Below are 14,286 nucleotides of genomic sequence, written 5' to 3' on the forward strand. Positions count from 1 at the left end.
AGGAATTCCTAGTGTGATCCTTCGTTCCTCAGGATGACAAACAAAAACCAAAAAACAAAGAATGAAAAAATTACTAGTCCTATTAACCCTAATCATTTCAATTTTCTCGGCTCGTGCGCAGAAAGTTTACACAGAAAGTGATATCCATATCATTCCAAAACCAAGTCAGACTCTTATTAAAACAGGTGTTTTTGAATTTACAAAAGATACAAAGTTTGTAGTAAACGGTGATTTCCAAAAAGATGCTGCAAATGCTTTGGCTTCTAAATTTGAAGTTGCTGCAGGATGGAAACCAGAAACGATAACAAAAGCTCCAATAAGCAATTTTGTTCAGTTTAAAGTAGATCCGAACTTAAAAAATGAAGCTTACGTTTTAGATGTTAATCCGACAAGTATTGTTATTTCTGCAAAAGGAAATGTTGGTTTTTTATATGGTTTAGAAAGCGTTAGACAATTACTTCCTGAAGCTATTGAAAGTAAATATACAATCACTTCTGCAAAATGGCAGATTCCAAGTTTAACGATTAATGATGAACCGCGTTTTAAGTGGAGAGGTTTAATGCTGGATTTATCACGTCATTTCTTTGATAAAAATTATATTCTGGCTACAATTGATCGTTTGGCAATGCACAAAATGAACGTTTTGCATTTGCATTTAGTTGATGATCAAGGCTGGAGAATTGAAATAAAAAAATATCCAAAACTAACAGAAGTCGGCGCTTGGAGAGTAGATCAGGAAAATACAAGCTGGAACGCCAGATTGACTACAAATCCTGACGAAAAAGGAACTTACGGTGGATTTTTTACACAAGAAGAATTAAAAGAAATTGTAAAATACGCAGCTACAAAAGGAATCGAAATTATTCCAGAAATCGAAATGCCGGCTCACGTAAGTTCTGCAATTGCAGCTTATCCAGAATTGGCTTGTTTCAATCAGAGAATTGGAGTTCCTTCTGGTGGATTATGGCCAATTACAGATATTTATTGTGCTGGAAAAGAATCTACATTTGAGTTTTTACAAAATGTAATTGATGAAGTAATCACAATTTTTCCTTCAAAATACATTCATATTGGCGGCGACGAAGCTACGAAAACCAATTGGGCAAAATGTCCGAATTGCCAGAAAAGAATTAAAGATGAACATTTAAAAAGCGTAGAAGAATTACAAAGTTATTTTGTAAAACGCATGGAAAAATACATCAACTCAAAAGGTAAAAAAGTTATCGGTTGGGATGAAATTTTAGAAGGTGGTTTAGCTCCAGATGCAACTGTGATGAGCTGGAGAGGAATGAAAGGCGGAATTGAAGCAGCAGATCAAGGTCATGACGTTATTATGACACCAGAAACTCCTTGTTATTTCAATTTTTACCAAGGTCCTCAAAACGAAGAACCTTTAGCTTTTGATGCTTATAATCCGTTAAGCGAAGTGTACAAATTTGATCCTGTAGTTTCAACAATGACACCTCAGGAAGTTGCACACGTATTGGGCGGACAGGCTAATTTATGGGCAGAACATTTAGCATTGCCAAAAGATTCTGAGTATATGATTTTTCCAAGATTGGCAGCTTTATCAGAGACTTTATGGAGTCCGAAAGAAAAACGCAATTGGAATGATTTTACATCAAGATTATTCTCAATGTTCAAACGTTACGATTATCAGGGTTTAAATTATGCGAAGAGTGCTTATTTGGTTACCGCTTCTTCAACGGCTGATTTGGCTAATAAACAAATTAAAGTCGAGTTGAAAAATGAATTCCCTAATCCAGATATCCGCTATGTTTTTGGAAACCAAAGCATTGATCATCATGCTATAAAATATACTACTCCAATTGAAATTAAAGAAACTACAGTTTTAAAAGCTTCTTTGTTTCAAGACGAAAAACCAGTTGGAAAAACATTTACAGATACTATAGTTTTCCATAAGGGATTTGCGAAAAAAGTGAAATACTTAACGCCTTTTAATGATAATTATAAAGGGGATGCCAATACTATGGTAAACAGTATTAGAGGAAGCAAAAATTTCCATGACGGGCAATGGCAGGCTTGGCTGGTTAATGATATGGAATTGGTAATTGATCTTGAAAAAACAGAAAGCATTGAACAAGTTACAGTTGGAGCTTTAGAAAGTCAAGGTGCTGGAGTTAATTTCCCGATTCAATTGAAAGTATTGATTTCTACTGATGGAATTAAATATACGCAAGTTGGGAAAATAACACGTGCGTATGCAGTAAATCCAGTTCCGGAATTGAAAGATTTCAAAATCAATTTCCAAAAGCAAAATGCACGTTTTGTAAAAGTAATTGGCGGTAACCTGAAGAAAAGCCCGAAAGGAGAAAGCTCTTGGTTGTTTGTGGATGAAATTTTGGTGAATTAAATATTTTTAAACACATAGATACATAGATTTTTTTTTAAAACTTGGTAAAAAAGTTTAGAAAGAAACTAGTTTCCAACACATAGCTTAATGCGAAATGCTTGTGACAGCTTTGTCAAAGTTTGTCACTTCGATAAAGTAAAATTATTAAAGAATAACTCTCTGTAGTATTTGATTATCAAGGCTGTTTACTACTTTAAGATTGCAGTTTTTTAAGTTTATAAATGTATAATCTGAAAAAAAATGAATAAGATATTATTTAAGCTCGGGATATTATTGATTTGCTTGATGCCGTTTTTTAATACGGCGCAAACCAAAGGATTTTCTATATCTAATGGAGAATTTCAAAAAGATGGGAAAATTATAAAAATACATTCGGGAGAAATGCACTATGAACGTATTCCTAAAGAGTATTGGAGACATAGGCTGCAAATGATTAAAGCTATGGGATTGAACACCGTAGCAACTTATGTGTTTTGGAATTATCATGAAATTGAGCCAGGTGTATGGGATTTTAAAACAGGAAATAGAGATTTGGCAGAGTTTTTACGCATTGCTAAAAGTGAAGGATTATATGTAATTCTTAGACCAGGCCCGTATGCTTGTGGTGAATGGGAATTTGGAGGATATCCTTGGTGGCTGCAAAACAATCCAGATTTAGTAATTCGTACCAATAATAAAGCATTTTTAGAAGCTTGCAAAAAGTATCTGGAAAATTTGTATGCAGTGGTAAAAGGAAATTTTGCTAATCAAGGAGGGCCAATTATTATGGTTCAGGCAGAAAATGAATTTGGTTCTTATGTTTCTCAAAGAACCGATATTAGTGCTGAGGATCATAAAGCATACAAAACTGCAATTTACAATATGCTTAAAGAAACTGGGTTCCCAGAACCTTTTTTTACTTCTGACGGTACTTGGCTGTTTGAAGGAGGTATGGTTGAAGGCGTGTTACCAACTGCAAATGGGGAAACAAATATAGATAATTTAAAAAAACAGGTTGATAAATACCACAAAGGGCAAGGGCCTTACATGGTCGCAGAGTTTTATTCTGGCTGGCTGGATCATTGGGCAGAACCATTTATAAAAATTGGATCTGAGGAGATTGCAAGTCAAACTAAAAAGTACCTTGATGCAGGTGTTTCTTTTAATTATTATATGGTACACGGTGGTACTAATTTTGGATTTACCTCTGGAGCAAATTATAATGAAGAAAGTGATATTCAGCCTGATATTACAAGCTATGATTATGATGCGCCTATTAGCGAAGCAGGTTGGGCAACACCAAAGTTCATGGCTATACGTGAAGTAATGCAAAAGTATTCTAAAACAAAATTAGCACCGATTCCAGAGAAAATACCAGTTACAAAATATCCTAATCAGCTTATCAAATCCAGTATGGATGTTTTAAGTTGGATCAAAAAAGAAAAAGCTGTTGTAAATGACCAGCCCTTAACATTTGAAAAGTTAGGTCAGGGAAATGGATATGTTTTATATCGTAAACGATTTACGCAGCCAATTTCAGGTAAATTAAAAATAGAGGGATTGAGAGACTTTGCTGCAGTTTATGTAAATGGAGTTAAGGTGGGTGAATTGAATAGAGTTTTCAAAAATTACGAGTTGACCGTTTCTATTCCGTTTAACGGTATTTTAGAAATTCTAGTTGAAAATATGGGGCGTATTAATTACGGAGCCGAAATAGTACATAATACTAAAGGAATTATTTCTCCAGTATTCATTAATGAATATGAAATTAGTGGTGGATGGGAAATGTATAAAATGCCGATGAATGAAGTGCCAATTATTAAAAATGAGACGATAAAACCAGGACGCCCAGTTTTATATGAATCTATTGTGAACATAAATAAACCAGCCGATACTTTTCTTGATATGTCTGCTTGGGGAAAGGGAATTGTATTTGTTAATGGCCACAATCTTGGACGCTACTGGAAAGTAGGACCACAACAAACGCTTTATGTACCGGGCTGTTGGTTGAAAGCGGGCGAGAATAAGTTTGTTGTACTAGAGCAACTTAATGAAAGTAACAAAACAGAATTAATTTTTACAGATCAACCGATACTTGAAAAATTAAATTGAGATTACCTATTAAACAAGAAAACAAAAAATAATAAACCTAATAAACAGATTAAAGATGAAAAGAGGAATATTCATAATCGCCCTTTTATTTTCAGCTCAAATATTCGCTCAGGCGATTTATGAAGATGAAAGATACGTACCGGAAACAGATCCTGCAGTATTGAAAAATTTAGAAGTTTGGCAGGGCAAAAAATTTGGATTATTAATGCACTGGGGAACGTACAGCCAATGGGGAATTGTTGAATCATGGTCAATATGCCCGGAAGATTATGGATGGTGCGAACGTAAAAAAGGAAGTAATCCGGCCAATTATAACCAATATGTACAAGATTATGAAGGCTTGAAAAAGACTTTTAATCCAACGAAATTTGATCCGGCAAAATGGGCAAAAGCAGCAAAAGCAGCGGGAATGAAATACATGGTTTTTACCACTAAACACCATGACGGATTTAATATGTACGACACTAAATATTCTGATTATAAAGTAACAGATGCAGCTTGTCCTTTCAGTACTAATCCAAAAGCAGATATTTTAAAAGAAGTTTTTACTGCTTTTAGAAACGAAAATATTTCAACCGGAGCGTATTTCTCTAAACCAGACTGGCATAACGAAAATTACTGGGATCCGTATTTTCCTCCTTTCGACAGAAACGTAAACTACGATCCGTCGTTATATCCTGAAAAATGGCAGAAATATGTTGATTTTACACACAACCAAATTTTAGAAATTCTTTCAAATTATGGTAAAGTAGATATTTTATGGCTTGATGGGGGATGGGTTAGAAAAAGAGATCAGCAAAACTTAAAAGAAAACTACGACGAGAAATTTGCTGAAAACGAATCTAAAAACGGTTTCATTAAACACAGAGTTGTAGATCAGGATCCTAAAATGGACGAATTGGTGGTGAAAGCACGCCAAAAACAGCCAGGATTAATTGTAGTTGACAGAGCGGTTCACGGAAAAAACCAAAATTACTTAACTCCAGAAGGTCGTGTTCCTGCAAAAACACTGCCTTATCCTTGGGAATCTTGTATTACTTCTGGAGGTGGATGGTCTTATACTCCAGATGCAAAATACATGACTGGAAGACAAGGAATTCATATGCTGGTTGATATTGTAGCAAAAGGCGGAAACTTATTATTAAACGTTGCGCCAAGCCCGGAAGGAGAATGGCAGCAAGGTGCTTATGATTTATTGCAAGCTTATGCAGACTGGATGAAAGTAAACAGTTCAGCGATTTATGATACTAAACCAATTGAGCCTTTTAAAGAAGATAATATTTGTTTTACACAAAACAAAGACGGAAATGTATTCGCATTTTATTTAGCAAAAGACGGAGAAGATAAAATTCCTGCTGTAGTTACTGTAAAATCTATCAGCCCTAAAAAAGGAACAAAAATTACAATGTTAGGTTCTAAAACTTCTCTAAAATGGACAAAAGAAGGACAAGGATTTAAAGTTCTAATTCCGGAAAGTTTAAGAAATAATTTACCTGCAAAAGAAGCCTGGACTTTAAAAATTGAAGCTATTAACAGATAAAAATATGTTTTCAATATCAAAAATAATATCGAAAACAGCATGTAGTTTTTACATGCTGTTTTTTAGCATCACAAATTTTGCACAACAACCGGCAGATTATGTGAATCCGTTTATTGGAACTTCCAACTTTGGAGCCGCTTTTCCGGGGCCGATTGCGCCGCGCGGTATGGCAAGTATAAGTCCGTTTAATGTTGCCGGGGCAAAAAATACTCCAATGGAAAAAGACAGTCAGTGGCTTTCGAATCCATATGTAAACGAAAACACCTTTTTAACCGGATTTAGTCAGGTTAATTTAAGTGGTGTAGGTTGTCCGGAGTTGGGCGTTATTTTATTGATGCCAACAACTGGAAATGTAGAAATCGATCATTTAAAATATGGATCGACGTATTCTAATGAAGTGGCAAAAGCCGGATATTACAGCGTTGACCTCAAGAAATATAAGGTTAAAGGAGAATTTACAGCTTCAAAACGAGTAGGAGTAAGCAGATTTTCTTTCCCGAAAGGGCAGTCCAACATTTTAATAAATCTTGGTTTAGGATTAACAAATGAAGAAGGCTCGATGATCAAAGTCGTTTCTTCGACAGAAATTGAAGGAATGCGTTCTGTTGGTTCGTTTTGTTATAATAGCCCTGAGGATGCATATCCGGTTTATTTTGTGGCTAAGTTTTCGAAACCTGCTGAAAAATTCGGCGTTTGGAAAAAACCTTCCAAATACAGCGGTGTTGAAGCACAATGGATGGGATATAACGGTAAGGCGAGAATAATGAAAAATACGATCAAAACAGTAGTTGGCGATAGTATTGGAAGTTATTTTACCTATAAATTCGACAAACAAGAAACCGTTGAAGTTAAAATTGGAATTTCATATGTAAGTATCGAAAATGCCAGAGAAAATTTAGAAAAAGAAACCGAAAATAAATCGTTTGATGCCGTTTATAAAGATACTTATAACGAATGGAACGAAGAACTTTCGAAGATTTTAGTTGAAGGTGGTTCAGAAGATGATAAAACGATTTTTTACACGGCTTTGTATCATACGTTAATTCATCCAAATACTCTAAATGATTTCAACGGAGAGTATCCGCAGATAAAAAGAAGCAAAATTGGTAAAACCGATGGTACCCGTTATACCGTATTTTCATTATGGGACACGTACCGAAATATGCATCCTTTAACATCTTTAGTTTATCCTAAGCAGCAGTCTGATATGATAAAAAGCATGTTGAAAATGTATGATGAAAACGGCTGGCTGCCAAAATGGGAATTAAATTCTACAGAAACATTTACAATGGTAGGAGATCCGGCAAGTATAGTTATTGTAGATGCCTGCTTAAAGGGGATTCAGGATTTTGATGTCTACAAAGCATACTACGCCATGCTAAAAGGTGCAGACCAGATTGAAAATAATCCACTGCGTCCGGGGCTTAAAGAATATATAGAAAAAGGGTATTTATCAACTAATTATCCAGGACCTGTTTCGACAACGCAGGAATATAATACTTCAGATTATGCGATTTCTCTTTTAGCGAAAGCTTTGGGTGAAAAAGAAGATTATAAGCGTTTTGCTAAACGTTCATTATCCTATCGAAAATTATTTGACAAAGATTTAAAATTACTGCGGCCAAGAACTGCTAACGGAAAATGGTATGAACCTTTTGATCCTGAAGCAGGGGCTAATTTTCAGACAAATGCAGGGTTTATTGAAGGCAATGCCTGGCAGTATGCTTTTATGGTGCCGCATGATATCAGGGGATTGATAAAATTAATGGGCGGTGATAAGCCTTTTTCAGATCAATTGCAAAAAGTATTTGATACCAAACAATTTGATATGGCAAACGAGCCGGATATTGCTTATCCCTATTTATTCAATTATATAAAAGGAGAGGAATGGAAGAGTCAGGAAATGGTCAAAAAACTGGTACAGGAATATTTTCAAAACAAACCAAAAGGACTGCCGGGAAATGATGATACCGGAACAATGTCGGCTTGGTTAGTATATTCAATGATGGGGTTTTATCCAATATCTCCCGGCGACCCAATTTATACGATCACAACACCAATGTTCGATAAAGTAACGATCAAATTAGATTCAAGATATTATAAAAAAGAAAATATTGTCATTGAAAAAGAAGTCAATACTGACGGAAAAATCAAAGCAATGGAATTAAACGGAAAGCCACTGAACAGTTATTTTATTTCACACGATGATTTTGTGAATGGAGGAACACTGAAAGTGATTCAAAATTAAAACCGCACAACTATGTTACAGCTAAAAATCAAAAAAACAGCCATTATTTTTGTAATGGCTGTAGGTTTTTTTAACCAAACCTATGCACAGAAAAAATACCCGTATCAAGACGCAAAACTACCAGTAGAAGATAGGGTAAAAGACTTGTTAAGCCGTATGTCGCTTGAAGAAAAAGTACGCCAGATGGATATGTACAAAGGTGAATTTTTTAAAGAAAAGGAAGATTTCTCTAAATCAAAATCAGATGCTAAAATTGGAAATTTGGGAATTGGAGCGATTCATGACATTTATCCGCGTTCGGCAAAAATGATTAATGACCTTCAAAGCGAAGTAATTAAAAAGAATAAATGGGGAATTCCTGCGCTGATTATGTGCGAGATGCTTCATGGTTATTTAGATGACGGAAGTACTGCTTTCCCAATGAATATTGGTCTTGGAGCAACCTGGGATGTTAATGTAATGGACAAAGTGGGAAAAGTAATTGCTATGGAAGCAAGAGCACACGGAGTTCATTTTGGTCTTGGCCCAAACTTAGACCTTGGTCGTGAACCACGCTGGGGACGTGTTGCTGAAACTTTTGGTGAAGATGCTTATTTAAACAGCGAAATTGGTCTGGCGATGATCAAAGGAATGCAGGGCGATGATTTAAAATCAGATCGTTCGATTATTGCAGAACCTAAGCATTTTGCTGTTCACGGTATTCCGCAGGCAGGAGGAAATTCTTCTCCAATCTTGGTAGGAGAACGTTCGGCCAGAGAAGACCATCTTCCTTCGTTTGAAAAAGCATTTAGAAAAGGCGGAGCATTGGGAACTATGTGCGCGTATTCTGAATTAGACGGAATTCCTTGTGCCGAAAATCATTGGCTGTTAACAGATGTTTTGAGAAACGAATGGGGTTTTAAAGGAATTGTAGTTTCAGATTTAGGAGCTATTAAATATTTGCAGACGACACATTATGTAACAAGTTCTCCAAAAGAAAGTATAAAAGAAGCGATTGCGGCGGGAGTTGATATGCAGTTTTATGACTTTACAAATGAATTTTGGCAAAACACCATTATAGAATTGGTAAACGAAAAGAAATTGACAATGGCACAGATTGACCGCGCTGCCGGAGGAGTTTTAAGATTGAAATTCTTATTAGGATTATTTGAAAATCCATATACAGATAAAAACCTCATTAAAGAACGTTTTCATACTAAAGAAAATCAGGATGTGGCCTTAGAAGCTGCACATAAATCTATCATTTTGTTAAAAAATGAGAATAATTTATTACCTTTAAATAAAGACATTAAAACAGTTGCTGTTATCGGGCCAAATGCAAATGCTTCAAGACTAGGAGGATATGCGGTTAAGAACAAAGTTGGAACAACTGTTTTAGAAGGAGTACAGCAAATTGTGGGAAAAAACGCAAATGTACTTTATGAAGAAGGTGTGCCTTTGATTGTAAAAGGACAGATTATTCCGTCGAAATATTTATTTACTCCAGATGAATCTCAAAACGGATTAAAAGGGGAATATTTCAATAACAGAAATGTTGAAGGAACTCCGGCATTGACACGTATTGACAGCCAATTAGAGTTTGACTGGCCCTGGTCTCCCGGTGATGGTGTTACTGATGATGATTTCTCAATTAGATGGACGGGTTACATAAAATCAGATAAAGCATTTGACGGCTGGTTAGGTTTAAGTTCTGATGACGGAATCAGAATGTGGATTGACGATCAATTGGTAATCGACAACTGGACAAAAGGTGCGACAAGCATGGTTACAACTCCAAAAAATATAGAAGCAGGAAAAAAATACAAAGTCCGCATTGAAATGTGGGAAGGAGGCTGGGGAGCCAGAGCCCACTTACGCTGGAATTTAGAAAAAGTAAACTTACAGCCTGCAATTGATGCTGCTAAAAAAGCAGATGTTGTAATTGTAGTTTTAGGAGAATCAAACGAATTGGTTGAAGAAAACAGAGATGTTGCTTCTTTAGACTTATATGGAATGCAGCAGGAATTGATTGAAGAAATTCAAAAAACAGGAACTCCTGTGGTTTGCGTATTGTTAAACGGTCGTCCGCTTTCGACAAACTGGATTGCTGAAAATATTCCGGCAGTGGTTGAAGGCTGGTTTCCGGGAGAATTAGGAGGAAGAGCGGTTGCTGATGTTTTATTTGGAGATTACAATCCAGGAGGAAGACTTCCTATAACAGTTCCCAAATCTGTTGGGCAGTTACCTATATATTACAACCAAAAACGATCTGCGATTCACAGATACGTGGCAGAGAGTGAACATCCATTATACACTTTTGGCTATGGATTAAGTTATACGAAATTTGAATACTCAAATCTTAAAATCAATACTACTGAAATTAAAGCTGACGGAGAATTGAAAGTTTCGGTTGATGTTAAAAACATTGGAAGCCGAGACGGAGATGAAGTTGTACAATTATATATTAAAGATGTTTACAGCAGCACTACAACTCCAGAAAAAACCTTAAAAGGATTCAAAAGACTAAATGTTAAAAAAGGTGAAACGAAAAACGTTGAATTTATACTTACACCTGATGAATTATCTCTTTGGAACAGAGAAATGAAGCGAGTTGTTGAACCAGGAGATTTTGAAGTAATGGTTGGAGGAAATTCTACAGATTTATTAAAAACGAATTTCAAAGTTTTGAACTAAAATCTGTAAAATGAATAATATGTTTAACGTTTAAGATAATTAAAAAAGAATGCTGTTAAAAAAACTATAAATTGATTCGATTAATTCGATTAGAGATCAGTAAAATAAGGAGGATTAAGATTACAATTTAAAACGTTTTCGCACCCTAAAATGATAAATGTATTCCCAACACCTTTTCAAACTTGTCATTTGTCGAAATTATATCCTGTTAACAAAATGTATTCTTAAGTTTAACATGTTATTAACTCAAAAAACAACTAAATATGATCAAGAACGTACTAAAATTACTGTTTGTGATATGCTTATTTGGATTTCAAAATCTAGAGGCACAAACAACGGTAAAAGGAACGATAACAGATGCTCAAAGCGGAATTCCGATCCCTGGAGCAAATGTTGTGGTTAAGGGAACAAAAACAAGTACATCATCAGATTTTGATGGTAAATACTCTATTACTGTTCCAAATCAATCTGCAGTTTTGGTTTTCTCTTATGTTGGTTCAGCTTCAAAAGAAGTAGCCGTAGGAAACCAAACTACTATTAATGCCACTTTAGGTGCTGCTACACAACAATTAGGTGAGGTAGTAGTAACTGCTCTTGGTATTAAAAGAGAGAAAAAAGCAATTACTTACTCAGCTCAAAACGTTTCTGTAGATGAGCTTTCAGAAGCAAGATCATTAAACGTTGCTAATTCACTATCAGGTAAGGTTGCAGGTCTTAACTACTCTACAACTTCAAATGGTGTCGGTTCTTCTTCAAGAATTACATTAAGAGGTAACAGATCTCTTAATGGAAATAACCAGCCATTATATGTAGTAGATGGTGTGCCGATTAGTAATGGTACAACGACAACTAACCCTGATATTGATACTGGAGGAACTACACAGCCAGATGGTATTTCAAACATCAATCCGGAGGATATTGCTTCGATGACTGTTTTGAAAGGACCTTCGGCAGCAGCTCTTTACGGATCAAGAGCGAGTAATGGTGTTATCGTAATTACAACAAAATCTGGAAAAGCAGGAAAAACATCTGTTTCGGTATCGTCTAACTTCATGGCTTCATCTGCTTATAATTTGATGAATTTGCAAAATGAGTATGGTCAGGGAACAAATGGAGTTTACAATCCAACTTCTACATCAAGCTGGGGAGGAAGATTAGACGGAAGCCAGGTTTCAAACTGGCAGTTAGTTCGTAACCCAAATTATACAGGGCCGGCTACACAAAGTTATTCTCCACAGCCTAACAACGTTATTGATTTTTACAAAACGGGTTACAATTTAGCTAATACTTTAACTGTTGTAACAGGTAACGAAAAAGCTCAGGGGTATTTCTCTTATACTAACACCCGTGCTGAAGGTATCGTTGGCGGAAACAAATTAGACAGACACAATCTTAACTTAAGATTGACCAGCAAAATCTCTGATAAATTATCATTGGATGTAAAAACTAACTACATCTTTCAGGATATTGATAACTTATTGAGAACAGGTGAAGAATCTATCGGAACATCTGCTTATTTATTACCTCGTAGTATCGCTTATAACGATTATAAAAATTTCGAATATTTTGATGGTGCAGGACAAAGACAATTAAATTATTTTGTCGACGAAACTGGATCTCCAGGAGGAAACCCATTCTGGTCTGCATTACGTGATGATGCCCGTACAGATAAAAGAAACAGATTTATTGGTTTAGCTTCTCTTAAATACGAATTTACAAAAACGTTAAGTTTACAGGGTAGAGCTGGTTTAGACCAAATGACAAACAAAAACGAAAGAAACAGATATGCAACTGTAGCATTCAATAATAACTTAGGTTCATACAGCGAATCTTATGAAACAGTAAGTGAATTGAACGTTGATGCTTTACTTTCTTACAATGAAAAATTTGGAGATTTTTCTGTTGGACTTAATGCTGGTGCCAGTTCATTACAGCAAAATAGTTCAGCTTTAACTTCTGGAGGAGTTTTAAGTAAAAGAAACTATTTTGCTCTAAGTAATGTTTCAACAGTTACATCTACTTCTACAGCTTCAGAAAAAAGAATTAACTCAGTTTACGGGTTTGGTCAAATTGGTTTCAGAAACTATTTATTCTTGGATTTAACAGCAAGAAATGACTGGTCTTCTACTTTACCAAATGATTATTTTTATCCTTCTGTAGGTCTTTCAGCTGTAATCTCTGATATGGTTAAATTACCTGAAGTAATTAGTTTTGCTAAAGTAAGAGCTTCATACGCAAAAGTAGGTAACGATACTGATCCTTATCAAACACAACAAAGATTCTCTTATATAGGAGGAAATGGCGGTATGTTATACGGACAAAGTACAAAAGCAAATCCGAACTTAAAACCAGAGATTTCTTCTTCTGCAGAGTTTGGTGCTGATGTTAGATTCTTCAATAATCGTTTAGGTTTAGATTTTACTTACTTCAATTCATTAACAAATAATCAAATTTTCTACATCAATACTCCTGAGTCTTCTGGATATTCCAGAGCTATCGTAAATGGTGGAGATATTCAAAATAAAGGTATTGAGCTTACACTTACTGCAACTCCTATCCAAACAGAGAACTTTACTTGGGACATAACAGCCAACTACGCTTCTTATAAGTCAAAAATTAAATCTATTGCAGATGGAAGAGAAGAGTTAGTTCTGGGAGAAGGTCGTTTGGTAAGAAGTAAAGTTGTTGTAGGCGGCGAATACGGAGATTTATATATCAAAGGTTTTCAAAGAGATCCAAACGGAAATATTATTGTAAATAGTGCAGGTATTCCATTAGCAACAAACGGTTTTGATGTTCGCGCCGGTAACTTTAACCCAGACTGGACTGGAGGTTTTAAAAATAACTTTAAATACAAAGATTTCTCTTTAAGCTTCTTAGTTGATTTTAGAATTGGCGGCGAGGTTATTTCATACACTCAGGCCAGACAAGCTGGTTTAGGGGTTAGCGATATTACTTTAGCAGGAAGAAGCGGTGGAATTGTTGTTGATGGTGTTGTTTCTAACGGAAACGGAACTTATTCTCCAAATACTACAAGTATTACTGCAGAGCAATACTGGACAGCTATTGGACAAAGAACGCCTATTGCAGAGCCATTTATTTATGATGCAACAAACATTAGATTAAGAGAGCTTGTTTTGGGTTATGCTTTACCAAAACGTTTGTTAGGTGATTCAGGATTTACAAGTATTGATTTTTCATTGGTAGGAAGAAATTTATTCTTCTTTGTGAACAAAGCTAAATATTTTGATCCAGAGGCAGGAGCAGGAACAGGGAACCTGCAAGGTATAGAATCTTTCAACATTCCTTCAACGAGAGATTATGGAGTTAATGTTAAATTTGGATTTTAATTAAATAAAG

General features: G+C 35.4%; 6 protein-coding genes. All 6 read left to right on the forward strand.

What is annotated here, in order from left to right:
* The first annotated feature begins 61 nt into the window (after positions 1 to 61).
* The gene (locus AABD74_RS10425; RefSeq protein ID WP_406845465.1) at positions 62 to 2,374 is read left to right on the forward strand and encodes a beta-N-acetylhexosaminidase; all 2,313 of its coding nucleotides are present in this window, start codon (positions 62 to 64) and stop codon (positions 2,372 to 2,374) included.
* A gap of 240 nt (positions 2,375 to 2,614) precedes the next feature.
* On the forward strand, positions 2,615 to 4,465 hold the full coding sequence (locus AABD74_RS10430) for a beta-galactosidase (protein WP_406845466.1): 1,851 nt from the start codon (positions 2,615 to 2,617) through the stop codon (positions 4,463 to 4,465).
* A gap of 55 nt (positions 4,466 to 4,520) precedes the next feature.
* On the forward strand, positions 4,521 to 6,005 hold the full coding sequence (locus AABD74_RS10435) for an alpha-L-fucosidase (RefSeq protein ID WP_406845467.1): 1,485 nt from the start codon (positions 4,521 to 4,523) through the stop codon (positions 6,003 to 6,005).
* 4 nt (positions 6,006 to 6,009) lie between these two features.
* On the forward strand, positions 6,010 to 8,253 hold the full coding sequence (locus AABD74_RS10440; protein WP_406845468.1) for a GH92 family glycosyl hydrolase: 2,244 nt from the start codon (positions 6,010 to 6,012) through the stop codon (positions 8,251 to 8,253).
* A 12-nt stretch (positions 8,254 to 8,265) separates the two neighbouring features.
* The gene (locus AABD74_RS10445) at positions 8,266 to 10,926 is read left to right on the forward strand and encodes a glycoside hydrolase family 3 N-terminal domain-containing protein (RefSeq protein WP_406845469.1); all 2,661 of its coding nucleotides are present in this window, start codon (positions 8,266 to 8,268) and stop codon (positions 10,924 to 10,926) included.
* Between the two features lie 263 nt (positions 10,927 to 11,189).
* The gene (locus AABD74_RS10450) at positions 11,190 to 14,276 is read left to right on the forward strand and encodes a SusC/RagA family TonB-linked outer membrane protein (protein WP_406845470.1); all 3,087 of its coding nucleotides are present in this window, start codon (positions 11,190 to 11,192) and stop codon (positions 14,274 to 14,276) included.
* The last annotated feature ends 10 nt before the right edge of the window (positions 14,277 to 14,286 follow it).

It is taken from the genome of Flavobacterium soyae (assembly GCF_045348165.1).
Classification (GTDB): domain Bacteria; phylum Bacteroidota; class Bacteroidia; order Flavobacteriales; family Flavobacteriaceae; genus Flavobacterium; species Flavobacterium soyae.